Source organism: Microbacterium sp. BK668 (assembly GCF_004362195.1).
Lineage (GTDB): Bacteria > Actinomycetota > Actinomycetes > Actinomycetales > Microbacteriaceae > Microbacterium.
Genome location: NZ_SNWG01000001.1, coordinates 2,971,896 through 2,994,974 on the forward strand (window position 1 = coordinate 2,971,896; position 23,079 = coordinate 2,994,974).

Annotated in this window: 23 protein-coding genes; 4 read left to right on the top strand and 19 right to left on the bottom strand. The window is 69.7% G+C overall.

What is annotated here, in order from left to right; genetic code table 11:
- The first annotated feature begins 9 nt into the window (after positions 1-9).
- Together EV279_RS13380 and EV279_RS13385 are read left to right on the top strand one after the other, a co-directional pair.
- Positions 10-1,821, top strand: coding sequence for a ubiquinol-cytochrome c reductase cytochrome b subunit (locus EV279_RS13380; RefSeq protein ID WP_133544965.1), 1,812 nt, complete (start codon positions 10-12; stop codon positions 1,819-1,821).
- A gap of 169 nt (positions 1,822-1,990) precedes the next feature.
- A complete protein-coding gene (locus tag EV279_RS13385; protein WP_133544257.1) occupies positions 1,991-2,410 on the top strand; it encodes a rhodanese-like domain-containing protein in 420 nt (139 codons plus the stop codon).
- Between the two features lie 15 nt (positions 2,411-2,425).
- Here EV279_RS13385 and EV279_RS13390 read toward each other — a convergent pair whose 3' ends face one another.
- From EV279_RS13390 to EV279_RS13415, 6 genes are all read right to left on the bottom strand, one after another.
- Entirely contained in the window at positions 2,426-3,283 is an 858-nt protein-coding gene (locus tag EV279_RS13390; RefSeq protein ID WP_347876862.1) for a protein phosphatase 2C domain-containing protein, read from the bottom strand.
- Positions 3,244-3,681, bottom strand: a complete 438-nt coding sequence (locus tag EV279_RS13395; RefSeq protein WP_133544259.1) for a cytochrome c oxidase subunit 4 — start codon at positions 3,679-3,681, stop codon at positions 3,244-3,246. Before EV279_RS13395 ends, EV279_RS13390 begins: the two co-directional genes overlap by 40 nt.
- 1 nt (position 3,682) lies before the next feature.
- Positions 3,683-5,446, bottom strand: a complete 1,764-nt coding sequence (gene ctaD / locus EV279_RS13400) for a cytochrome c oxidase subunit I (protein ID WP_208109534.1) — start codon at positions 5,444-5,446, stop codon at positions 3,683-3,685.
- Positions 5,447-5,448: 2 nt separating this feature from the next.
- Positions 5,449-6,354, bottom strand: a complete 906-nt coding sequence (gene coxB, locus EV279_RS13405; RefSeq protein ID WP_133544261.1) for a cytochrome c oxidase subunit II — start codon at positions 6,352-6,354, stop codon at positions 5,449-5,451.
- A 202-nt stretch (positions 6,355-6,556) separates the two neighbouring features.
- Complete coding sequence (locus tag EV279_RS13410) at positions 6,557-6,922, bottom strand: iron-sulfur cluster assembly accessory protein (RefSeq protein WP_133544263.1); 366 nt, start codon at positions 6,920-6,922, stop codon at positions 6,557-6,559.
- Positions 6,923-7,049: 127 nt separating this feature from the next.
- On the bottom strand, positions 7,050-8,444 hold the full coding sequence (locus tag EV279_RS13415) for a dipeptidase (protein WP_133544265.1): 1,395 nt from the start codon (positions 8,442-8,444) through the stop codon (positions 7,050-7,052).
- A 47-nt stretch (positions 8,445-8,491) separates the two neighbouring features.
- Here EV279_RS13415 and EV279_RS13420 point away from each other — a divergent pair, with 47 nt between their 5' ends.
- Positions 8,492-9,070 carry a DUF3043 domain-containing protein gene (locus EV279_RS13420; RefSeq protein WP_133544267.1) on the top strand — a complete coding sequence of 193 codons (579 nt, stop codon included), beginning with the start codon at positions 8,492-8,494 and terminating at the stop codon, positions 9,068-9,070.
- Positions 9,071-9,121: 51 nt separating this feature from the next.
- On the opposite strand, the gene EV279_RS13425 is transcribed toward EV279_RS13420, so the two are convergent.
- From EV279_RS13425 to dnaE, 5 genes are all read right to left on the bottom strand, one after another.
- On the bottom strand, positions 9,122-10,147 hold the full coding sequence (locus EV279_RS13425) for a quinone-dependent dihydroorotate dehydrogenase (protein ID WP_133544269.1): 1,026 nt from the start codon (positions 10,145-10,147) through the stop codon (positions 9,122-9,124).
- Positions 10,148-10,241: 94 nt separating this feature from the next.
- Positions 10,242-10,715 (bottom strand): transcriptional regulator NrdR, encoded by a 474-nt coding sequence (gene nrdR, locus EV279_RS13430; RefSeq protein ID WP_133544271.1) that lies wholly within the window; start codon positions 10,713-10,715, stop codon positions 10,242-10,244.
- A 12-nt stretch (positions 10,716-10,727) separates the two neighbouring features.
- Positions 10,728-12,149 (bottom strand): histidinol dehydrogenase, encoded by a 1,422-nt coding sequence (gene hisD, locus EV279_RS13435; protein ID WP_133544273.1) that lies wholly within the window; start codon positions 12,147-12,149, stop codon positions 10,728-10,730.
- A gap of 53 nt (positions 12,150-12,202) precedes the next feature.
- A complete protein-coding gene (locus EV279_RS13440; protein ID WP_243728568.1) occupies positions 12,203-13,288 on the bottom strand; it encodes a hypothetical protein in 1,086 nt (361 codons plus the stop codon).
- Positions 13,289-13,401: 113 nt separating this feature from the next.
- A complete protein-coding gene (dnaE, locus tag EV279_RS13445; protein WP_133544275.1) occupies positions 13,402-16,920 on the bottom strand; it encodes a DNA polymerase III subunit alpha in 3,519 nt (1,172 codons plus the stop codon).
- 50 nt (positions 16,921-16,970) lie between these two features.
- Here dnaE and EV279_RS13450 point away from each other — a divergent pair, with 50 nt between their 5' ends.
- Positions 16,971-17,447 carry an NUDIX domain-containing protein gene (locus EV279_RS13450; RefSeq protein ID WP_133544277.1) on the top strand — a complete coding sequence of 159 codons (477 nt, stop codon included), beginning with the start codon at positions 16,971-16,973 and terminating at the stop codon, positions 17,445-17,447.
- A 7-nt stretch (positions 17,448-17,454) separates the two neighbouring features.
- Here EV279_RS13450 and EV279_RS13455 read toward each other — a convergent pair whose 3' ends face one another.
- From EV279_RS13455 to ftsZ, 8 genes are all read right to left on the bottom strand, one after another.
- Positions 17,455-18,024: a GNAT family N-acetyltransferase gene (locus tag EV279_RS13455; RefSeq protein ID WP_133544279.1), complete on the bottom strand. Its 570-nt coding sequence runs from the start codon at positions 18,022-18,024 to the stop codon at positions 17,455-17,457.
- A 32-nt stretch (positions 18,025-18,056) separates the two neighbouring features.
- Positions 18,057-18,977 carry an RluA family pseudouridine synthase gene (locus tag EV279_RS13460; protein WP_133544281.1) on the bottom strand — a complete coding sequence of 307 codons (921 nt, stop codon included), beginning with the start codon at positions 18,975-18,977 and terminating at the stop codon, positions 18,057-18,059.
- An 8-nt stretch (positions 18,978-18,985) separates the two neighbouring features.
- Positions 18,986-19,663 carry a signal peptidase II gene (gene lspA, locus EV279_RS13465; RefSeq protein ID WP_133544283.1) on the bottom strand — a complete coding sequence of 226 codons (678 nt, stop codon included), beginning with the start codon at positions 19,661-19,663 and terminating at the stop codon, positions 18,986-18,988.
- 8 nt (positions 19,664-19,671) lie between these two features.
- Positions 19,672-20,271, bottom strand: coding sequence for a DivIVA domain-containing protein (locus EV279_RS13470; RefSeq protein ID WP_133544285.1), 600 nt, complete (start codon positions 20,269-20,271; stop codon positions 19,672-19,674).
- A 145-nt stretch (positions 20,272-20,416) separates the two neighbouring features.
- Positions 20,417-20,716 carry a YggT family protein gene (locus tag EV279_RS13475; protein ID WP_133544288.1) on the bottom strand — a complete coding sequence of 100 codons (300 nt, stop codon included), beginning with the start codon at positions 20,714-20,716 and terminating at the stop codon, positions 20,417-20,419.
- A gap of 2 nt (positions 20,717-20,718) precedes the next feature.
- The gene (locus EV279_RS13480; protein ID WP_133544973.1) at positions 20,719-21,183 is read right to left on the bottom strand and encodes a cell division protein SepF; all 465 of its coding nucleotides are present in this window, start codon (positions 21,181-21,183) and stop codon (positions 20,719-20,721) included.
- Between the two features lie 43 nt (positions 21,184-21,226).
- On the bottom strand, positions 21,227-21,907 hold the full coding sequence (locus EV279_RS13485) for a YggS family pyridoxal phosphate-dependent enzyme (RefSeq protein ID WP_133544290.1): 681 nt from the start codon (positions 21,905-21,907) through the stop codon (positions 21,227-21,229).
- A 2-nt stretch (positions 21,908-21,909) separates the two neighbouring features.
- A complete protein-coding gene (gene ftsZ / locus EV279_RS13490; protein ID WP_133544293.1) occupies positions 21,910-23,049 on the bottom strand; it encodes a cell division protein FtsZ in 1,140 nt (379 codons plus the stop codon).
- Between the last annotated feature and the right edge of the window lie 30 nt (positions 23,050-23,079).

Sequence of the window (23,079 nt, forward strand, 5' to 3'; positions counted from 1 at the left end):
ACGGAGAATGTGACGCTCGAGCCGGCGAGTGCGCCCGGCCCGACGCGTGACAAGCCGCTAGGCGGCCGATTCGTCGGCGCCACGGCGAACTACATCGACGAGCGCACGAGCCTGTCCGGCTTCGTGAAGGAGCTCGGCCGCAAGGTCTTCCCCGACCACTGGTCGTTCATGCTCGGCGAGATCGCGATGTGGAGCTTCGTCGTCGTGCTCCTCACGGGAACGTTCCTGACGTTCTTCTTCCAGGCGTCGATGGTCCCGACCCACTACACCGGCGCCTACCTGCCGATGCGCGGCGTCGAGATGTCGGCGGCGCTGGACTCCACCCTGCGGCTGTCGTTCGACATCCGCGGCGGCCTGCTCGTCCGTCAGATCCACCACTGGGCCGCCCTGGCGTTCATCGCCGGCATCGGCGTGCACATGCTCCGCGTGTTCTTCACGGGGGCGTTCCGCAAGCCGCGCGAGCTCAACTGGGTCATCGGCTTCGTCATGTTCATCCTGGCGATGGGCGAAGGCTTCACGGGCTACTCGCTCCCCGACGATCTGCTCTCCGGCAACGGCCTGCGCATCATCGACGGGATGATCAAGGGCATCCCGCTGATCGGCACGTGGACGTCGTTCCTCCTCTTCGGCGGCGAGTTCCCGGGCAATCAGATCGTGGGACGCCTCTACACGCTGCACATCCTGCTGCTGCCGGCGATCCTCGTCGCGCTGCTCGTCGTGCACCTGATGCTCATGGTCATCAACAAGCACACGCAGTTCGCCGGGCCCGCCCGCACGAACAGCAACGTCGTGGGCTTCCCGATGATGCCCGTGTACATGACGAAGATGGGCGGCTTCCTCTTCATCACGTTCGGCGTGCTGGTGCTCATCGCGTCGCTGTTCACGATCAACCCGATCTGGAACTACGGCCCGTACGACCCCTCCCCCGTGTCGGCCGGCACCCAGCCCGACTGGTACATCGGCTTCGCCGACGGGATGCTGCGCCTCATCCCGCCTCATCTCGAGACGTACTGGTTCGGCTTCACGTGGTCGTGGAACATCATCATCCCGATCACGATCCTCGGTCTGTTCATCGTCCTGGTGCTGCTCTACCCGTTCATCGAGGCCTGGGTGACCGGCGACAAGCGGGAGCACCACATCGCGCAGCGCCCCCGCAACGCGGCCACCCGCACCGCCATCGGCGCGGCCGGCGTCACGTTCTACGCGGTCATGTGGGCGGCGGCCTCGTCCGACATCATCGCCACGCACTTCAAGGTGACGATGGAAGGGGTGATCCACACCCTGCAGGCGTTCCTCATCCTCGGGCCGATCATCGCGTACTTCGTCACGAAGCGCATGTGCATCGCCCTGCAGAAGAAGGACCGCGAGATCCTGCTGCACGGCTACGAGTCGGGCCGCATCGTGCGCCTCCCCGGCGGCGAGTACATCGAAGTGCACCAGCCGGTCGACCAGTACGACCGCTGGAAGCTCGTCGACTACGACGCGTACGAGCCGCTCGTCGTGCGTCCGAACTCCCGCGGCCGCATCCCGTGGCACGAGAACCTGCGCGCCTCGATCTCGCGCTGGTTCTTCGAGGACCGTCTCACCCCGGTCACGCAAGCCGAGCTCGACGCCGCCTCGGCGCACCAGCACCACGAGCTCGAGCACATCGCCGAGGAGAAGGACGCCGAGCTCCAGGCTGCACACGAGCGCGCCGGCGTTCCCGACGCACCGCACGTGCCCATCGACGACGGCCGCCACGGCGAGACGGCGAACCGTCCCTCGAACGTCATCATCCCCGAGGGGGACGACACGATCGGAAAGAAGCCGAAGAGCTCCTGACGTCCGTATGAGACGACGGATGCCTCGGCACACGGCCCTCGCGGGCCAGGTGCCGAGGCATCCGTCGCTCCCGGTGCGAGCGGACCGGCCGAGGCGAACGGCAGGAATCCGACGGCGGGCGGCTGTCTGCCGGCATCCCGCTCGCGGGTGCTGTCCTTAGCCTGAGGACATGTCTGAAGCCATCGACTTCTTCTCCGCGAAGCTCCGCCTCGAGACGGACGCGTCGGACGTCTACGAGGCGCAGAAGGCCGGCGAGCGCCTCGTCCTCGTGGACGTCCGGGGTGACGAGGCGTGGACGCAGGGTCGCATCTCCGGCGCGATCCACATGCCGTACCGGCAGATCGCCGAGCGTGCCCCCGACGAGCTGTCCCGCAACGTACCGATCGTCGTCTACTGCTGGAGTCCCGGCTGCAATGCCGCGACGAAGGGCGCCCTGGAGTTCGCGAAGCTCGGCTACAGCGTCCGCGAGATGATGGGCGGCTACGAGTACTGGGTGCGCGAAGGACAGCCCACCGAGAACGACGACGGCCCCCTCCCCCGTGTCTTCGACGCCCAGGTCATGGTCATCCGCGAGCGGGTGAGAAGCTGACACGCCCCGAGTCGCTCACGCAGACTCGCGGTTCCCGCCGTCGAGCGACTCGGTGAATCGGTCACGGGCCGCCCCATGGAAGACGGGCCGCACGGTCCACGCCGGATCGGGGACGACGTCCCCCACGACGGCCGTGACGTTGTCGCGGGACCCCGCGGTGAGCGCCAGCCCCACCACGGCCTCAGCGGCCGTCTGGGCGTCGCCCTGGGCGAGGAGCGCGACCAGCTCCTCGTCGGGCACATAGTCGCTCACGCCGTCGCTGCAGAGCAGCCAGCGGTCGCCGACGCGCACGGACGGCTCCATGAGGGCGATCCGGTCGTCCTCTCCGCCGCGCAGCGACGCCGTGATGACGTTCCGCTGCGGGTGGAAGGCGGCGTCAGCGGGCCGGACGACGCCGCTGTCGACCAGCAGCTGGACGAACGAGTCGTCGCGGGTCTCTCGCGACATCGCGCCGTCGCGCAGGAGGTACGCGCGCGAGTCGCCCGTGTGAGCGAGCAGCAGCGTGCCGCCCGGGGCCACGAAAAGGCCGGTGAACGTCGTCGCCATGCCGTCGAGCGCGGGGTCTCGCTCGACGAGCGCCCGGAGGTCCCAGTTGGCGATGCGCAGCAGCGTCGCGAGCTGCTCGACCTCGATCGGCTCCCTCGCGCCCGCCATGAGCCGATGGACGAAGACGGACGACGCGATCTCTCCGCCCGGACCTCCCCCGACGCCGTCCGCCACCGCGGCAGCCCAGGCGGACGTGAACGCGGAATCCTGATTGACGGCGCGATGAGTACCGGCGTCCGACGCCGCTCCGGCGCGGAGCCCGAGAGCCGGTGCGATGATGGTCGCTCTCAGCGCGCGAAGTGGCCGCGGTAGTACTCGTACACCCAGCCCACGATCGCCACGACGAAGACGCCCAGGCCGATCGGGAAGAGCCACACGCCGACGGCGAGCCCGAGGATGCCGAGCCCCGCCGAGAACGCGAGCACGATCGGCCACCAGGACCACGGACTGAACTCGCCGAGCTCGGGGTCGCCGTCGTCGATGTCCGCGGTCAGGATGTCTTCCGGCAGCTCGCCGCGCTGAGCACGGTGCACGCGTCCGATGTAGAACGCGATGAGGGCGGCCATGAACGTCGTGAACAGCAGCGCGACGCTTCCGACCCACTCGATGCGGTTGTTCCACGCGGCGTTGTCGGCGTGGGCGATGATGCTCCACGCCGTGTAGACGATCGTCATCAGCAGGAAGAAGCCCGCGAGGAGCCACCAGAGCCCGGTGTTGGCGCGCACGTTACTTGACCTCTCCCTGTGCGGTGTCGACGACCGGGGCATCGGGTGCGTCCTTGGCGGGACCGACGCCGACGGGAATCCCCGCCTCGGGGTGGTTCAGGTCGAATGCCGGCCGCTCGCTGCGGATCCTCGGGATCGAGGTGAAGTTGTGCCGCGGGGGCGGGCAGCTCGTCGCCCACTCCAGCGACGCCCCGTAGCCCCACGGGTCGTTGACCGTGACCTTCGGCGCCTTGCGCGCCGTGATCCACACATTGAAGAGGAACGGGATCATCGACGCGCCGAGGATCATGGCGCCCACCGTCGAGACCTGGTTCTCCCACGTCCAGCCGTCCGCCTCGGAGTAGTCCGCGTAGCGACGCGCCATGCCGTCCACGCCGAGCCAGTGCTGGATGAGGAACGTCATGTGGAAGCCGATGAACAGCATCCAGAAGTGCACGTAGCCGAGACGCTCGTTGAGCATCTTGCCGGTCCACTTCGGCCACCAGAAGTAGAAGCCGGAGAACATCGCGAAGACGACCGTGCCGAAGACGACGTAGTGGAAGTGCGCCACGACGAAGTACGAGTCCGAGAGGTGGAAGTCCAGCGGCGGCGAGGCGAGGATGATGCCGGTCAGTCCGCCGAACACGAACGACACGAGGAACCCGAGGGCGAACACCATGGGGGTCTCGAACGTGACCGACCCCCGCCACATCGTGCCGATCCAGTTGAAGATCTTCACGCCCGTCGGCACCGCGATGAGCATCGTCGTGAGCGCGAAGAACGGCAGGAGCACGGCGCCCGTGACGTACATGTGGTGCGCCCACACCGCCACCGACAGGGCCGCGATCGCGATCGTCGCGTACACGAGCGTCTTGTAGCCGAAGATGGGCTTCCGGCTGAACACCGGGAAGACCTCCGACACGATGCCGAAGAACGGCAGCGCGATGATGTACACCTCCGGGTGCCCGAAGAACCAGAACAGGTGCTGCCACAGCAGGACGCCGCCGTTGGCGGGGTCGTAGATGTGCGCGCCCAGCACGCGGTCGGCGGCGGCCGCGAGGATCGCCGCGGCGAGCACCGGGAAGGCCATCAGGACCAGGATGCTGGTGATCAGCGTGTTCCACGAGAAGATCGGCATGCGCCACATCGTCATGCCCGGCGCGCGCATCGTGATGATGGTCGTGACGAAGTTCACCGCGCCGAGGATCGTCCCGAAACCGCTCATGCCGAGGCCGAGCATCCAGAGATTGCCGCCGAGACCCGGAGAGAAGCTCGCGTTCGCCAGCGGCTGGTACGCGAACCAGCCGAAGGCGGCGGCGCCCTGCGGCGTCAGGAAGCCGGCGACGGCGATCGTGGAGCCGAAGAGGAAGAGCCAGAAGGCAAAGGCGTTGAGCCGCGGGAAGGCGACGTCGGGGGCGCCGATCTGCAGCGGCAGGATCGCGTTGGCGAACCCGGCGAAGAGGGGCGTCGCGAACATGAGCAGCATGATCGTGCCGTGCATCGTGAAGAGCTGGTTGTACTGCTCTTTCGTGGGCACGATCTGCATGCCGGGCTCGAACAGCTCCGCGCGGATGATGAGCGCCATCACGCCGCCGAGCATGAAGAACAGCACGGAGGCGATCAGGTACAGGTAGCCGATCGTCTTGTGGTCGGTGGAGGTGATCCACTTGACGATGATGTTGCCCTTCTGCTCGACGCGCGAAGCGCTGAGCAGGGCGGCCTGGCGAGGCGGCATCGTGGAGGGACGGCTCGGAGTCGTCTCCTGGAGTGGGAGCGTCGTGGCCATGATCAGTCGTTGTCCTCGTCGTCGGTGGTGGTCTCGCCGGTGCCGGGCAGGTTGCCGAGACGGTCGTACTCGTCGGTGATGCTGCCGGTCTGGCCCGCGTCGCGGAGGGAGTCGAGGTACTGCTCGTACTCGTCCTCGCTCACGACCTTGACGTTGAAGAGCATCGCCGAGTGGTACTCGCCGCACAGCTCGGCGCACTTGCCGGCGTAGGTGCCCTCGCGGGTCGGCGTGAACGACCAGTAGTTCTCACGCCCGATGTACATGTCCTTCTTGTAGAGGAAGTCGATGATCCAGAAGGAGTGGATGACGTCGCGCGACTGGAGCTCGAGCTTCACCGACCTGTCGACCGGGAGGTAGAGCGTCGGCAGCGCGTCCTGGTCGACGTCGCCGTTCGCAGCCGGCTCGGCCTGCACGCCCATCGACCAGACGGCGTCGGAGCCGTCCTCATCCTCGCCGTTGTACTGGAAGTCCCATGCCCACTGCTTGCCGATCGCGGTGATCGTCACGTCGGGGTTCTCGGTCTGCGTCTCCAGGATCGCCTGATCCCGCGCCGTGAAGGCGAAGAAGCCGATGACGAGGATGAGCGGGACGATCGTGTAGAAGATCTCGATCGGCATGTTGTAGCGCAGCTGGACCGGAAGGCCGCTCTGGCCCTTGCGGCGGCGGTAGACGATCGCCGCCCAGCCCATCAGGCCCCACGTCACGATGCCGACCACGAGGAGGACGATCCAGGAGTTCACCCAGAGGCCCGCGACCATGTCGGTGTGGTTCGTCGCCGGCGCGGCGTTCGGGTCCTCGAAGCCGGGGAGGAAGCCGTGGAGCTCGGTGGAGCTGCATCCGGCCAGAACGGCTACCGCTGCGATTCCGACGGGAGCCAGAGCCCAGCGGAGACGACGTTTCGAGGGCACGATGCACCTTTCCGGTCACGTGAAAGAACTGACGCCAGTCTAGGGCAACCTCTTAGGGGATTCGGGCCATCCGCCCAGGTCTCGGCCGCGAGAAGCGCCGTCGAAAGGCTGGTCCCGCGCACGCCGGAACGCCCCGCTCCGCAGCAGCGGAGGGGGCGTTCCCCGTCGACCGGATGACCCCGTCGACGGCCATTTCAGAGGCTCAGTGGAAGCTGTCGCCGCAGGCGCAGCTGCCGGCCGCATTGGGGTTGTCGATCGTGAAGCCCTGCTCCGAGATCGTGTCCTTGAAGTCGATCGTCGCGCCGTCGAGGTACGGGACGCTCATGTCGTCGACGATGACCTCGACGCCGCCGAAGTCCACCGCCTTGTCGCCCTCGAGGTAGCGCTCGTCGAAGTAGAGCTGGTAGATCAGGCCGCTGCATCCGCCCGGCTGGACGGCCACGCGCAGACGCAGATCGTCGCGGCCCTCCTGCTCGAGCAGGCTCTTCACCTTCGCGGAAGCCGCGTCCGTGAGCAGCACGCCGTGGGCGGGCGCGATCTGGTCGGTCGACAGTGCCGTGTCGGTCATGGCTCTCCTCGCAAGTCCCGCACGCGCCGGACGCGCGCGCTGAGCGGATGCCTCGATTCTACGTCGCGCGGAGCCACGCCGGCTCCGCACGCCCCGGTGAGCGAGGGAGCGCGTCGTCCGCGGCGGTTCAGAGCTCGCGCGCGTCGAGCTTCTCCAGCAGCAGAGCCTCGGCCACCAGGGCGTGGCGGAAGGTGTCGAGGTGTAGCGACTCGTTCGGGCTGTGCGCGCGGGCGTGCGGGTCTTCCACACCCGTGACGAGGATCTGCGCGCCGGGGAACTCCCGGACGAGATCCGCGATGAACGGGATCGACCCGCCGACGCCGATGTCGACGGGGTCCACGCCGTACGCATCGGCGAGCACGTCGCGCGCGTCGGCCACGGCCCATCCGCTCGTGTCGACGAGGAACGAGTTCCCGTAGTCCTGGTGCGAGAACTCCAGCTCCGCGCCGAACGGCGCGTGCGCGCGCAGGTGCGCCTCGATCGCCGCATAGGCCTCGCGCGCGTCCTGCCCCGGCGCCACGCGGGCGCTGATCACGACGGAGATCTCGGGCGAGAGGGTGTTCGAGGCGTTGGCGACGCCCGGCGCGTCGATCCCCGTCACGGTGATGGACGGCTTGTTCCAGATCCGGCTGAGGATCGTCCCCGTCCCGATGGGACTCACCCCGTCCGGAAGGCCTGCCTCGTCGCGCAGCGTCCGCTCGGAGTACTCGGGCGTCTCGGCATCCCGCTCGGTGAGTCCCTCGACCGCGACGGCGCCCGTCTCGTCCCACAGGGTGGAGAGGAGCCGGATCGTCGCCATCATCGCGTCGGGGACGGCCCCGCCGAACATGCCGGAATGCGACGCGTGCTCCAGCGTGCGCACCCGCAGCGTGAAGCGGGTGTTGCCGCGCAGCGAGACGGTCAGGGCGGGTGTCTCGGCGTCCCAGTTGCCGGAGTCCGCCACGACGATGACGTCGGCCCGGAGCGCATCGGCATGGTCGGACAGGAACTGCGCGAAGGAGCGTGATCCTGCCTCCTCCTCGCCCTCGATGAACAGGGCGACGCCCAGGTCGAAGTCCTCGCCGACGACCTCCGTGAAGGCGCGCAATGCCCCGATGTGCGCCATGACCCCGGCCTTGTCGTCGGCGGCGCCGCGCCCGTAGAGGCGGCCGCCCCGCACCGTCGGCTGGAAGGGCGCCGACTCCCACAGGGCCTCGTCGCCCACCGGCTGCACATCGTGGTGCGCGTACAGCAGGATCGTGGGGCGTCCGTTCCGGGCGGCCCGCGTGGCCAGCACGGCCGGCATCCCGCGTTCGCCCGCCCCCGGGATCTCGGCATCCGCGATCCGGACGGTGTCGAACACGCCCGTCTGCTCCACGAGCGCCTTGACGGCCTCCGCGCTGCGGAGCACCTGCGCGGGGTCGAATCCCGGGAAAGCGATCGAGGGGATGCGCACGAGGTTTCCGAGATCGGCGATGGCGGCGGGCACGGCGGCGGTCGCGGCTTCGCGCACGGCATCCCGGCGGGTGGAGTCAGAGGTCATGCGGGTAATCTTAAGCGCACCCGTTTTCCGGACTTTCGAGGTACCCCGTGGCCAAGACGCCTGAAGCCCCCCTGAGCGACGCCCCCTCCGAGGGGACCTCCCTCAACGCCGGCCCCGCGGGCAAGGGGCGAGCGACCCCTTCCCGCGCCGAGCAGGAGGCCGCGCGCAAGCGGCCCCTCGTGCCCGACACGAAGGAGGCGAAGGCGCGCGCGCGGGCCGAGCTCGCCCAGCAGCGCGACAAGGCGCGCGCCGGCATGGCGGCGGGCGACGAGCGCTACCTCACGGCTCGTGACAAGGGTCCGCAGCGTCGCTGGGTGCGCGACTGGGTCGACTCGGGCTGGCACCTCGGCGAGGCGGTCATGCCCGCGATGGTGGTCGTCATCATCATGACGTTCATCCCGTTCGCGGCGCTGCAGTACTACTCGTTCCTGGGTCTGTGGGTGTTCATCTTCCTCGTCATCGGCGACATGGTGCTGACCTCCATCCGGGTCAAGCGCCTCGCGAAGGCGAAGTGGGGAGACAAGACCGAGAAGGGGCTCGGCTGGTACGCCGCGATGCGGTCGATCCAGATGCGGTTCCTGCGTCTGCCCAAGCCCCAGGTCAAGCGCGGCCAGCGTCCCGCCTGACGTCGAGCGGCGCGCGGGCGACGTCCGGCACGCCGCCTGCGCCGCCGGAGGTCAGCGCGTCCGAGCGAGCCCGCGGTTGATCTGCCGCGCCCACAGGGGGCCGCGGTAGAGGAAGGCCGTGTAGCCCTGGACGAGCGTGGCCCCGGCATCCAGTCGCTCCCGGACGTCGTCGGCGGTCTCGACGCCGCCGACGCTGATGACGCAGAAGGTGCGCGGCACCACCGCGCGGACGATCCGCAGCACCTCGAGGGCGCGCTCCTTCAGCGGCGCTCCCGACAGCCCGCCCTCCCCCGCCGCCGCAACGACGGCGGCGTCGGTCTCGAGGCCCTCACGCGAGATCGTCGTGTTCGTGGCGATGATGCCCGCGAGGTTCGTGTCGACGGCCAGCCGGGCGATCGCCTCGATCTCGTCGTCGGGGAGGTCCGGCGCGATCTTCACCAGGAGCGGCGTCAGGCCCGCGGCATCGCGCACCGCCTGCAGCAGGGGGCGCAGGGTCTCGACCGCCTGCAGCCCGCGAAGACCGGGGGTGTTGGGCGACGAGACGTTCACCACGAGATAGTCGGCGAGCGGCGCGAGCAGTCGGGCGCTGCGCACGTAATCGGCGGTCGCCTCACTGACGTCGACGACACGGCTCTTGCCGATGTTCACGCCGAGGACGGCGCGGCGGCGACGCCGGCGCAGCCTGCGAAGACGGGATGCCGCGGCATCCGCCCCCCGGTTGTTGAAACCCATGCGATTCACCACGGCGCGGTCGGGGATGAGCCGGAACAGGCGGGGCCGGGGGTTGCCCTCCTGCGGGATCGCCGTGAGCGTGCCCACCTCGACGTGTCCGAAGCCGAGGGCGTAGAGCCCTGCAGCGCCGCGCACGTCCTTGTCGAAGCCGGCGGCGACGCCGAAGGGCGAGTCGAAGTCGCGTCCGAGGGCGCGCATGCGCAGCGACGGCGCGGGGCGCGTGAGCGCTCGCGCCGCCCACGAGAACGGCGGCACGCCGAGGACGCGGATGACCGCCATCGCGGCGTGGTGCGCGGTCTCGGGGTCGATGCGCGACAGGACGGTCCGGAAGAAGAGGGGATACATCGGTTCCAGGCTACCGATCCGCGGGCTGCGCTCCCGCCGCGGACTGCGCGCAGCGGCGACGGCAGGCTCCTGCGGCGGGACGCGGGTGACGGTCTCAGGCGACGGGCGGGCGTCGGCCGTCCACGTGATCCGCGCGCAGCTGGTCGATCGCCGACTCGAAGTCCTCGAGCGAGTCGAAGGCCTGATAGACGCTCGCGAAGCGCAGGTACGCCACCTCGTCGAGCTCTCGGAGCGGACCGAGGATCGCGAGCCCGATCTCGTTGGCGTCGAGCTGCGACGTCCCGGTCTGGCGCAGCGTCTCCTCCACCGTCTGCGCGAGCACGGCGAGGTCCGCCTCGGTCACGGGGCGGCCCTGGCAGGCCTTGCGGACCCCCGAGATCACCTTCTCGCGGCTGAACGGCTCGATCACACCCGAGCGCTTGATGACGTTCAGGCTCGCCGTCTCGATCGTCGAGAAGCGGCCGCCGCACTCCGGGCACTGACGGCGGCGACGGATGCTGAGGCCGTCGTCGCTGGTCCGCGAGTCGATGACCCGCGAATCGGGGTGTCGGCAGAAGGGGCAGTGCATGGCTCCGACAGCCTACGCGACCTCGGTCGACCCGCGGTCGGCCCGTTCGCCGCGCTCGCCGCGGTCGTCGTCGATTCCGCCGCGGTCGTCGTCGAGCTCGCCGCGGTCGTCGTCGAGCTCGAAGGGGGCCTCGCCGAGCTCGAAGCGGGCCTGGACGGCCTCGCCGTGCGCCGGAAGGTGCTCGGCGTCCGCGAGGGCCACGATGTCGCGTCGCACGGCACGCAGCGCCGCGCGGTCGTATTCGATGACCTGCTGAGGACGGAGGAACGTGGATGCCGAGAGCCCCGCCGAATAGCGCGCCTGACCGCCCGTCGGCAGCACGTGATTGCTTCCGGCGAGGTAATCGCCGAGGCTCACCGGCGAGTCGGGGCCCACGAAGACGGCGCCGGCATGGACGTAGTCGTCCGGACGCGGATCGGCCAGGTGCAGCTCGAGGTGCTCGGGCGCGTAAGCGTTGCTGAACGCCGTCGCGACCGCGATGTCGTCGACGAGCACGATCGCCGACTGCGGGCCGCGCAGCGCCGCCGCGACCCGCTCGGCGTGCAGCGTCTGCACGGCGCGGCCTGCGGTGTGGGCCGCGACGGCGTCGGCGAGCGTCGCGGAGTCGGTCACCAAAACCGCTGCGGCCTGCTCGTCGTGCTCTGCCTGGCTGATGAGGTCGGCGGCGATGAGGACCGGGTCCGCCGAGTCGTCGGCGACCACGAGGATCTCGGTGGCACCGGCCTCGGAGTCCGTCCCCACGAGGCCCGCGACCGCCCGTTTGGCGGCCGCGACGAAGTTGTTCCCGGGACCGGTCACGACGTCGACCGGCTCGAGGCCGAGCGAGTCCGCGCCGTAGGCGAACGCGCCGATCGCTCCCGCTCCGCCCATCGCATAGACCTCGTCGACGCCGAGCAGCCGGGCGGCGGCGAGGATGACCGGGTGCACGCGGCCGCCGGACTCGCGCTGCGGGGGCGAGGCGAGGGCCACCTCCGAGACCCCGGCGACCTGCGCCGGGACGACGTTCATGACGACGCTCGAGGGGTAGACCGCCTTGCCACCGGGGACGTAGACGCCGACGCGACGCACCGGCTGCCACCGCTGCCGGACGCGGGCGCCGGGCGCGAGATCCGTCACGACAGGGGACGGCACCTGGGCGGCGGAGGCGAGGCGGACACGCTCGATCGCGTGCTCGATCGCCGTGCGCACGGCCGGCTCGAGGCGCGCCACCGCCTCGTCGAGGTGGGCGGCGGGAACGCGGATGTCGTGGCCGCGCACGCCGTCGAATCGCTCGGCCTGCTCGCGCAGAGCCGCTTCGCCGCGCGCGGCGACGTCGTGCACGATCGTCGTGGCCGTCGTCAGCGCCTCGGCCCGCGCGGCGGTGGCGCGCGGAACGACGGCGAGGAGTTCGGTGGGAGTGAGCGTGCGGCCGCGGAGATCGATCGTGCGGAGCATCCCCTCACGATATCGCGCCGCGAGGGGCGGCTCCTGCGCGAGACGTGTGGCGCTCAGCCCCGCGTGACGTCGCGGACGTCGTGAAGGTAGCCGATCCTGCCGTCCTCGTGACGCATGACGAAGACGTGCCCGCGGTCCTCGATCACGAGCGCCCACGCGGTCGGGCCGATCCGCCAGACCGGCGCGCCGGTCTCGTCGACGACGTCGCGCTCGTCCGGCGCGAGTGCCCAGAAGGCCTGGTGCCGGACCGTCTCGGTGGTCGCCGGCGCATACGCGGCGGTGTGATCGGCCGTGCGCTGAGCGGTGTCGGCGACCGCGTGCTCGCCGGTGCGGGGGTCGGTCCGAGGGTCGGTGCGAGGGCTGTACGCAGAAGTGGCGTAGTCCTCCTGCGCCGCAGGCGCTCCCCGGTCGGCCGTGCGCGCCCCCTGGTCGGATGCCCACTGCTGGGTCACCGGCGCCGGTTCGTAGGGCGAGCCGTAGGATCCGGAGTAGTCGGCCGGAGCTCCGTATGCCGGCCCGGCGTCACCGGGCCCCTGCTCCTCATGGACCGGAGCCGGTCGCGGCGCAGGAGCCGGGCGGGCGACGATCGGCCGCAGCGGACGAGCGCTGCGATGCGCGACGACCTCGGGACGGTACCGGAAGTCCTCACCCATGACCGGAAGGAACGGCGCGACCACCGTCAGGACCACGCCGGCGACCATGAGGACCAGCTCGACCCACATGACCCACGAGCGCAGCCACGGCCCCCCGTCGATCACGAATGCGACGGTCTCCCACGCATAAGTGAGCCAGACGATCGCCGAGACCGAGAAGGCGACGGACGCGAACTGGTCGATGCCGAGCGATCCGACGCGGCGGATGCCCTGAGGCGACAGCCGGCGGAGGAAGACGAGGAACACGGCGATCGTCGGCAGCCCGATCGTGAGAATCCAGGCGAGTCCCGACGTCCACACCGAGTCGAAGCGAACCGTGTTGACCGAGAAGAACGAGACGATGAAGGCGACGAGCCAGACCCCGCCGAGGGCGACCTCGCGGATCGAGAAGGGACCGACGCCGTACTGCGGAGGCGCTTCGCCGGCGTCCGCCACCGAGGGTGCTTCCTCGAAGGTGTCGTTGTCGTCCAGATGCTCGTCGGCCACGATGTTCCCTTCCCGGCGCCCTTGCCCTGGGCGCAACGTCCCGATACTACCCGCGGCCCGTGAGCGCACGATGAGGAACGCGCGGCGCGCGTCGCCTCCGCCCGGAGCCCGGCTCAGCCGAGACACGCCGGGCCGAGCAGGCCCTTGAGCTCGCCGTACAGGTCGGCGGTCACCTGGACGGGCAGCGGCACCTCGAAGACCTTCGCGGTCGAACCCCTGTGCAGGCGCAGCGTCACCTCGGTGTCGCCGCGGTGACGCGTGAGCACCTCGGCGAGCTCCGTCACGAGCGTCTCGGTCGCGCGGTGCTCGGGCAGCAGGAGGACGAGCGGCCCCGAGGCATCCACCGCTCCCAGATCCGGGGCGAAGGCCGACTGCGCGTGCAGGTTGAGCCCGTCGTCGCGCCGCGACACGCGGCCGCGCACGACGAGGATGGAGTCGGCCTGCAGCATCGACTGGAACTCGGTGTAGGTCTTGCCCATGAACATGACCGTCACTTCGCCGTCGAAGTCCTCCACCGTGATCATGCCGTACGGGTTTCCGCTCGACTTCGCGACGCGGTGCTGCACGCTCGTGACGAGCCCCGCCACGGTCACCTGCTCGCCGTCCTCGATCGTCTCCGACGCGAGGAGGTCGTGGATGCTGAGCGACGCGTGCCTGGCGAGGGGGATCTCGAGCCCGGCCAGCGGATGGTCCGAGACGTACAGTCCGAGCATCTCGCGCTCGAAGGCCAGCTTGTCCTTCTTCGTCCACTCCGGCCGCTCGGGCACCCTCTGCGTCTGCTGCGGCTCGTCGTCCCCCCACAGGCTGTCGAAGTCGAACCCGACCTCGCCGTTCGCTTCGCGGCGCTTGTCGAGCACCGCCTGCTCCGTCGCATCCTCGTGGATCTCGAGGAGGGCTCGGCGGGTGTCGCCCATCGAGTCGAACGCACCGGCCTTGATCAGCGACTCGATCGTGCGCTTGTTGGCGACGTGCGCGGGCACCTTCGTGAGGAAGTCGTGGAAGCCGGTGTAGGGAGCGTCCTTGCGCGCGGAGACGATTCCGTCGACGACGTTCGCGCCGACGTTGCGGACGGCGCCCAGGCCGAAGCGGATGTCTTCGCCGACAGCGGCGAAGTAGCGGATCGACTCCCGGACGTCGGGCGGCAGCACCTTGATGCCCATGCGACGGCACTCGTTGAGGTACACCGCCATCTTGTCCTTGGAGTCGCCGACGCTCGTCAGCAGCGCCGCCATGTATTCAGCGGGGTAGTGCGCCTTCAGGTAGGCGGTCCAGTAGGAGACCAGGCCGTACGCGGCCGAGTGCGCCTTGTTGAAGGCGTAGTCCGAGAAGGGCAGCAGGATGTCCCACAGCGCCTTGACGGCGCCGTCGCCGTATCCGCGCTCCTTCATGCCGCTGGAGAAGCCCTCGTACTGCTTGTCGAGCTCGGACTTCTTCTTCTTGCCCATGGCACGGCGGAGGATGTCGGCCTGTCCGAGCGAGAAGCCCGCCACCTTCTGCGCGATCGCCATGACCTGCTCCTGATAGATGATCAGGCCGTAGCTGATGTCGAGGATGTCCCTCAACGGCTCCTCGAGCTCCGGATGGATCGGGGTGACCTCCTGCTGGCCGTTCTTGCGCAGCGCGTAGTTGATGTGCGAGTTGGCGCCCATCGGGCCGGGGCGGTAGAGCGCGATGACGGCCGAGACGTCCTCGAAGTTGTCGGGTCTCATGAGCCGGAGGAGCGAGCGCATCGGCCCGCCGTCGAGCTGGAACACGCCGAGGGTGTCGCCGCGCGTGAGGAGCTCGTACGCCGCGGCGTCGTCCAGAGCGAGGTGCTCGAGGTCGAGCTCCTCTCCCCGGTTCAGGCGGATGTTGTCGAGTGCGTCGGAGATGATCGTGAGGTTGCGCAGCCCCAGGAAGTCCATCTTGATGAGACCGAGGGTCTCGCACGACGGGTAGTCGAACTGCGTGACGATCTGGCCGTCCTGCTCGCGGCGCATGATCGGGATGATGTCGAGCAGCGGCTCGCTCGACATGATGACGCCCGCGGCGTGCACGCCCCACTGGCGCTTCAGGCCCTCCAGACCCAGCGCCCGGTCGAAGACCGTCTTCGCCTCGGGGTCGGTGTCGATGAGCGAGCGGAACTCGCTCGCCTCCTTGTAGCGCGGGTGCTGCGCGTCGTACATGCCGCTGAGGGGCATGTCCTTGCCCATGACGGCCGGCGGCATGGCCTTGGTGAGCCGCTCCCCCATGCTGAACGGGAAGCCCAGCACGCGGCCGGCGTCTTTCAGGGCCTGCTTCGACTTGATGGTGCCGTACGTCACGATCTGCGCGACCCGCTCGGAGCCGTACTTCTCGGTGACGTAGTCGATCACCTCGCCCCGGCGGCGGTCGTCGAAGTCGACATCGAAGTCGGGCATCGAGACGCGGTCGGGGTTGAGGAAGCGCTCGAAGATGAGGCCGTGCTCGAGCGGATCGAGGTCGGTGATCCGCATCGCGTAGGCGACCATCGAGCCGGCGCCCGAACCACGCCCGGGACCCACGCGGATGCCGTTGTCCTTGGCCCAGTTGATGAAGTCCGCGACCACCAGGAAGTAGCCCGGGAAGCCCATCTGCAGGATGATGCCCGTCTCGTACTCGGCCTGCTTGCGCACCTTGTCGGGGATGCCGGCCGGGTACCGGTAGTGCAGGCCCTTCTCGACCTCTTTGACCAGCCAGCTGTCCTCGGTCTCGCCGTCGGGCACGGGGAAGCGCGGCATGTAGTTCGCGCTGGTGTTGAACTCGACCTCGCATCGCTCGGCGATGAGCAGCGTGTTGTCGCAGGCTTCAGGGTGCTCGCGGAAGATCTGCCGCATCTCCTGCGCCGTCTTGACGTAGTACCCGTCACCGTCGAATTTGAAGCGGTTGGGGTCGTCGAGGGTCGACCCGGACTGCACGCACAGCAGCGCCGCGTGCGCGTCGGCCTCGTGCTGGTGCGTGTAGTGCGAGTCGTTGGTCGCGACGAGCGGGATGCCGAGATCCTTCGAGATGCGGATCAGGTCGGTCATGACGCGCCGCTCGATGGGGAGCCCGTGGTCCATGATCTCGGCGAAGTAGTTCTCCTTGCCGAAGATGTCCTGGAACTCGGCGGCCGCCGCCCGAGCCGCGTCGTACTGGCCGAGGCGCAGGCGCGTCTGCACCTCGCCCGACGGGCACCCCGTCGTGGCGATGAGCCCCGTGCCGTACGTCTCCAGCAGCTCGCGGTCCATGCGCGGCTTGAAGTAGTACCCCTCCATGCTCGACAGGGAGCTGAGTCGGAAGAGGTTGTGCATCCCCTCGGTGCTCTGACTCCACATGGTCATGTGGGTGTAGGCGCCCGATCCGGAGACGTCGTCGCTCCTCTGCTCGGGACTTCCCCACTGCACCCGCGACTTGTCGCTGCGGTGGGTTCCCGGCGTCACATAGGCCTCGAGCCCGATGATCGGCTTCACGCCCGCCGCCTTCGCGGCGTTGTAGAACTCGAACGCCGCGAAGGTGTTGCCGTGGTCGGTGACGGCGATCGCCGGCATCCCGTAGTCGGCGGCGGCCTGCGTCATGGCGCCGATCTTGGCGGCCCCGTCGAGCATCGAGTACTCGCTGTGCACGTGCAGATGGACGAAGGAGTCGGATGCCACGGATCGAGTCTACGAACGACCCACCGACACTCCCCCGCTATCGTGGCGACATGCCCACACCCGAGTTCATCCTCAGCTTGAGGGAGAAGGTGGGCCACGACCCGCTGCCCCTCGTCGGCGTCACGGCGGTCGTCGTGCACGAGGGACGGGTGATCCTGGGCAGGCGCAGCGACAACGGCGCGCTGACCCCCGTCACGGGGATCGTCGACCCCGGCGAGGAGCCCGCCGACGCCGCCGTCCGCGAGACTCTCGAAGAAGCGGGCGTCCAGGCGCGCGCCCTGCGACTCGCGCTGGTCCACCAGGTGCCGCGGGTCACCTACGGCAACGGCGATCAGGCCGACTACCTCGATCTGACGTTCCTCTGCGAATGGATCTCGGGCGACCCGTACCCCGCCGACGGCGAGATGAGCGAGGTCGGGTGGTACGACCTCGACGACCTGCCCGAGCTCGAGCTGCCCGATATGAGGGCGCGCATCGGCGCCGCGCTGTCGGGAGCGGTCGAGGCGCAGTTCCACGGCGGGCGCTGAGCCCTGATCACCGAAGGTCGAGCCGCATCACGAGGCGGGGGAAGCCGCCCAGGACCGACGTCGTCTTCGCAGCCTCGGTGAATCCCGCCTTCTCGAACAGCGCGCGGGTGCCCACGTACGCCATCGTCGGATCGACCTTCGCGCCGGCGTTGTCGACGGGGTATCCCTCGATCGCCGGTGCGCCGCCGTCGCGGGCGAACGCGACGGCCCCCGCGAGGAGGGCATGCGAGATCCCCCTGCCTCGGAAGCCGGGCCGCACCCGGATGCACCACGCCGACCACACGTCGAGCTCGTCGACATGCGGGATCCGTCGATTCGTCGCGAACGACGTGTCGGCACGGCGATGGACGGCGGCCCAGCCGACGACCTCCTCGCCCTCGTAGGCGAGGACCCCCGGCGGGCTCTGTGCCATGAGCTCGGCGACGCGGGCACCGCGGGCGGCGCCGCGCAGCGACACGTTCTCCTTCGAGGGAATCCGGTAGCTCAGGCACCAGCAGACGTTGGACGTCGGCTTCTTCGGGCCGACCATCGTCGCGACGTCGGCGAACCGCGTCGCGGGTACCACCTCGATGCCCATGCGGACAGGATGGCACCGGCATCCGACACCCGTCAGTCGCCGCGCAGCACCGCGAGCGCGTGCGCCAGGTCGGCCGGGTACTCCGACTCGAAGGTCACCCACTCCCCCGTCAGCGGGTGCGCGAACGAGAGCTCCCGCGCGTGCAGCCACTGCCGGGCGAGGCCGAGTCGCGCGGAGAGGGTGGGGTCGGCTCCGTAGAGCGGGTCCCCCACGCAGGGATGCCGATGGGCGGCCATGTGCACGCGGATCTGGTGCGTGCGGCCGGTCTCGAGGTGGATCTCGAGCAGAGATGCTCCGGGGAACGCCTCGAGCGTCTCGTAGTGGGTGACGGAGTCCTTGCCCGCGGGGGTCACGGCGAACTTCCACGAGTGAGTGGGGTGCCGCCCGATGGGCGCGTCGATCGTGCCCGCGAGAGGATCGGGATGCCCCTGCACGACCGCGTGGTAGATCTTCTCGACCTCGCGCTCCTTGAACGCGCGCTTGAGCGCCGTGTACGCGCGCTCCGTCTTGGCGACGACCATGAGGCCGCTCGTGCCCACGTCGAGGCGGTGCACGACGCCCTGCCGCTCCGCAGCACCCGTCGTCGCTATGCGGTAGCCGGCCGCCGCGAGCGCGCCGAGGACGGTCGGGCCCTCCCACCCGACGGAAGGATGGGCCGCGACGCCGGGCGGCTTGTCGACCACCACGATGTCGTCGTCGTCGTAGACGACGCCGAGGTCGGGCACGGCGACGGGGATGACCTCGGGCCCGCGGCGCTCCTCCCACTCGACCTCGAGCCACGCACCGCCCCGCAGCCTCTCGGACTTGGCGAGGAGGCGACCGTCGAGCCGGACGCCGCCGGCTTCGGCGACGTCCGCCGCGAAGGTGCGCGAGAAGCCCAGCATCTTCGCGAGCGCGGCGTCGACGCGGGCGCCGTCGAGTCCGTCGGGCACGGGAAGGCTGCGGGATTCCACTGCGCCCGTCAGTCCTTTGCGGTGCCGGATGCCTCGGGCTCGGCGCCCGCGGCACGCCCGCCCGCCGCACGCCCGCCGCCCGCGGCACGTTCCGCATCGGCCGAAGGCCGGGTGCCGGCCGCAGCGGGCTTCTCGCCCGACGACGAAGACGAGGCCGAGGCATCCGCGTCCTTGCGCGGACGCGTGCCGTCCAGGTGCGGTCCGACGAGGACCAGCAGGGCCACCGCGATCATCATCGACACGATGAAGATGTCGGCGACGTTGTAGATGGCGGGCATCATCCACGGCGTGTTGATGAAGTCGACGACGTGGCCGACGGGGAAGCCCGGCTCGCGGAGCATCCGGTCGGTGAGGTTGCCCAGCACCCCGCCGAGGAGGAGCCCGAGCGCGACCGCCCACAGGCGGGATCGCACGCGGGTGGCGGCGAGCCACACGATCGCGAGGGCGACGACGGTCAGCGCGATCGTGAAGATCCAGGTGACGCCCTCGCCCAGCGAGAAGGCGGCGCCCGGATTGCGGACGAGGTAGAAGATCAGGAAGTCGCCCAGCACCGGAACCGGCTGCTCGGGCGGCAGGTTCTCGATCGCGAGGTACTTGGTGAACTGGTCGGCGGCCAGCACCAGCGCCGCGAGGACCGCGATGATGGTGCCGGCCGCCGCCTGACGAAGGGGGGGTCGGCCTGTCAAAGGCTGGCCTAGAGGCCGATGGCCGAGACCGGCGTCGGGCCGGACGCGTTCGTCGACGCGTCGAGGTCGCGCAGGTGACCTTCGATGTAGGTGCGGAGCTGCTGACGGTAGTCGCGCTCGAACTGGCGGAGCTCGGTGATGCGGCCCTCAAGCGTCGTGCGCTCGCGCTCGAGACGGGCGAGCTCCTCGCGGCCCTTCGTCTCGGCCTCGGCGACGATCGACGCGGCCTGAGCCTGCGCGTCGGCGATGAGCTGGTCGCGCTTGGCCTGGCCCTCGGCGACGTGCTCGTCGTGGAGGCGCTGGGCCAGCTCGATGATGCCTGCGCTGGCGGCGGCGCCGCCGGAGGCGTCGGCGACGGGAGCGGGGGCCGGGGCCGGGGTCGGGGCAGGAGCCGGTGCCTCAGCGACGGGCTCCGGCGCGGCGGCGGGAGCCTGGCCCGACTCGTACGCGGCGAGCTTGGCCTTCAGCTCCTCGTTCTCGGCGATGGTCTTGCGCCACTCGACGACGATCTCGTCCAGGAAGTCGTCGACCTCGTCGGGGTCGAATCCCTCCTTGAACCGGACGTGCTGGAACTGCTTGGTGACGACGTCATCGGGGGTCAAAGCCATTGTGATTCCTCTTTCGAGCGCTCAGGTCGCCGGCGTGTGAAGCGATTCCGCCCCGGGGCGGGCGGACCGTCCCAGGCAAGCATAGTCGCCGCACTTTCCAGGCGCACGGAGCCGGACCCGCTGCGACACGCTTCGCCCCCGAGCGTCAGCTCGCGATGGAGCGCGTGACCGACAGCAGCACGAAGCACACCAGCATCGTGATGGCGAAGCCGAAGTCGATCGCGACCTGCCCGACCCGCAGCGGAGGGATGAAGCGCCGGAAGAGCTTCAGAGGGGGGTCGGTGACGGTGTACACGACTTCGGCGGCGACGAGCCCCGGTCCCTTCGGGCGCCACTCCCTGTTGAAGAAGGGGATCCAGTCGAGGATGAGCCGGATGAGGAGGAACAGGATGTAGATGAGCAGAAGCGCGTTGAGGACCGCCGCGATGAGGCGGATGATGTCCACGGCTACGGCGCGAAGGGGACCGACTCAGGGTCGGCCTGTGCGACGGCGCCGTCGCCCGACACGTTCACGCTCTCGGGCGAGAGCAGGAAGACCTTGCTCGTCACGCGCTCTATGCGTCCGTACAGGCCGAGCGAGAGGCCGCTCGCGAAGTCGATCAGGCGGCGCGCGTCGGCGTCGCTCATCTGCGACAGATTGATGATGACCGGGATGCCGTCGCGGAAGTTCTCCGCGATGACCTGCGCGTCGCGGTACTGCTTCGGGTGGACCGTCAGGATCTCGCTGATCGCGGACGGCGCCGGCTGCCGCACGACGGCGGGCCGGTGCAGCGGCGTCACGGGAGCGGCGGCCTTCTCGACGGGCTGGATGCTGCTCTTGCGGGCCGCAGGCTGGGGGGCGGGCTCTTCGTACACTTCTTCCTCGTCTGCCAGTCCGAGATAGACCATGGTCTTCTTGAGCGGGTTCGACATCGCATCCTCCGTGTTGCTCGCCGTCGGCTCGTCCATTCCGAGGCTAACCGCGCACGGGCCTCGGTCCCGTGATTGCAGAGCCGATCCGCAGGTGTGTCGCACCGGCGGAGATCGCCTCGGCGAAGTCGGCCGTCATGCCGGCCGAGATCCAGGCGGCGTCGGGCACGACGGTGCGCACCGTCGCGCTGCAGGCGGCCAGTCGTTCGAAGGCCGGCGCGGGCGGCTCACCGAGGGGCGCGACGGCCATCACGCCGCGCACCCGGAGGGTCGTGCAGCCCGCCGCGTGGGCGGCGAGCTCTTCGATCGCGTCGGGTGCCGTGCCGCCTCGACCCGGGTCGTCGGTGAGGTTGACCTGCAGCAGGACGTCGAGCCGCGGCATCCCCTCACCCGCCGCGTCGAGGGCATCTGCGAGGCGCGCGCGATCGACGGAGTGGACGACGGATGCCGCGGCTCGTATCGCCCGCGCCTTGTTGGTCTGCGCCTGCCCGATGAAATGCCAGCGCAGGCCTTCGCGGTCGCCGACCTCGCGCTTCTTCTCGGTGAGCTCCTGCTGGCGGTTCTCGCCCACGTCGCGCACTCCGAGCCGATACAGCTCGTCGACGACCGGCGCCGCGTGGAACTTCGTCACGACGATCCTGGTCAGCGCACCGGGATCGCGGCCCGCCGCACGTGCGGCGTCCGCGATCCGGGCGTCGACCTCCGCGAGCCGTTCGCCGAGGCCCACCGTTACTTCAGGAAGTCGGGGATGTCGAGATCGTCGTCCCCGAAGGCCGAGTCGTAGGTCGTGTCGGCGGCGACGCTCACCGAGACGGGCTCCTTGTCGCGGTCCTTCGCGACCTCGTCGGCGGGAGTCGTCGGGACGGCCGGCGCGACGGGTGCGACCCGCGCGGCCGCGATCGGCTCGATGCGGGTCTGCGGCTCGCCGCCGTCGAACCCGGCGGCGATCACGGTGACGCGCACCTCGTCGCCCAGCGTGTCGTCGATGACGGTGCCGAAGATGATGTTCGCCTCCGGGTGCGCCGCCTCCTTGACCAGCTGAGCGGCATCGTTGATCTCGAAGATGCCCAGGTTCGACCCGCCCTGGATCGACAGGAGCACGCCGTGAGCACCTTCGATCGAGGCCTCCAGGAGCGGCGATTCCACCGCGAGCTCTGCGGCCTTGATCGCGCGGTCGGCTCCGCGCGCAGAGCCGATGCCCATGAGCGCCGATCCCGCGCCCTGCATCACCGACTTGACGTCGGCGAAGTCCAGGTTGATGAGGCCGGGCGTCGTGATCAGGTCGGTGATGCCCTGCACGCCGGCGAGGAGCACCTGGTCGGCCGTGGCGAACGCCTCGATCATCGAGATCCCGCGGTCGCTGATCTCGAGGAGGCGGTCGTTGGGGACCACGATGAGGGTGTCGACCTCTTCCTTCAGCTTCGCGACGCCCGTCTCCGCCTGGCTCTGGCGACGACGGCCCTCGAACGAGAAGGGCTTCGTCACCACACCGATGGTCAGGGCGCCGATCGACTTCGCGATCTTCGCGACGACGGGTGCGCCGCCGGTGCCCGTGCCACCGCCTTCCCCAGCGGTGACGAAGACCATGTCGGCGCCGCGCAGGGCCTCTTCGATCTCTTCGGCGTGATCTTCGGCGGCGCGCCGTCCGACCTCGGGGTCGGCGCCCGCGCCGAGTCCCCGGGTGAGCTCGCGCCCGACGTCGAGCTTGACGTCGGCGTCGCTCATGAGCAGCGCCTGCGCGTCCGTGTTGATCGCGATGAACTCCACGCCCCGCAGACCCAGCTCGATCATGCGGTTGACCGCGTTGACGCCGCCGCCGCCGACGCCGACGACCTTGATCACGGCGAGGTAGTTCTGGTTCTGGCTCATGCCGGCCTCCGTCTTCCCGAACCTGAAACC

Coding starts and splice junctions, on each gene's coding strand:
- EV279_RS13410 (WP_133544263.1), bottom strand. CDS start 6,922: ATGACCGACACGGCACTGTCGACCGACCAGATCGCGCCCGCCCACGGC.
- EV279_RS13385 (WP_133544257.1), top strand. CDS start 1,991: ATGTCTGAAGCCATCGACTTCTTCTCCGCGAAGCTCCGCCTCGAGACG.
- ftsZ (WP_133544293.1), bottom strand. CDS start 23,049: ATGAGCCAGAACCAGAACTACCTCGCCGTGATCAAGGTCGTCGGCGTC.
- EV279_RS13425 (WP_133544269.1), bottom strand. CDS start 10,147: ATGTATCCCCTCTTCTTCCGGACCGTCCTGTCGCGCATCGACCCCGAG.
- EV279_RS13415 (WP_133544265.1), bottom strand. CDS start 8,444: ATGACCTCTGACTCCACCCGCCGGGATGCCGTGCGCGAAGCCGCGACC.
- EV279_RS13455 (WP_133544279.1), bottom strand. CDS start 18,024: ATGGGCATCGAGGTGGTACCCGCGACGCGGTTCGCCGACGTCGCGACG.
- EV279_RS13450 (WP_133544277.1), top strand. CDS start 16,971: ATGCCCACACCCGAGTTCATCCTCAGCTTGAGGGAGAAGGTGGGCCAC.
- EV279_RS13470 (WP_133544285.1), bottom strand. CDS start 20,271: ATGGCTTTGACCCCCGATGACGTCGTCACCAAGCAGTTCCAGCACGTC.
- EV279_RS13480 (WP_133544973.1), bottom strand. CDS start 21,183: ATGTCGAACCCGCTCAAGAAGACCATGGTCTATCTCGGACTGGCAGAC.
- hisD (WP_133544273.1), bottom strand. CDS start 12,149: ATGCTCCGCACGATCGATCTCCGCGGCCGCACGCTCACTCCCACCGAA.
- ctaD (WP_208109534.1), bottom strand. CDS start 5,446: ATGGCCACGACGCTCCCACTCCAGGAGACGACTCCGAGCCGTCCCTCC.
- nrdR (WP_133544271.1), bottom strand. CDS start 10,715: ATGCACTGCCCCTTCTGCCGACACCCCGATTCGCGGGTCATCGACTCG.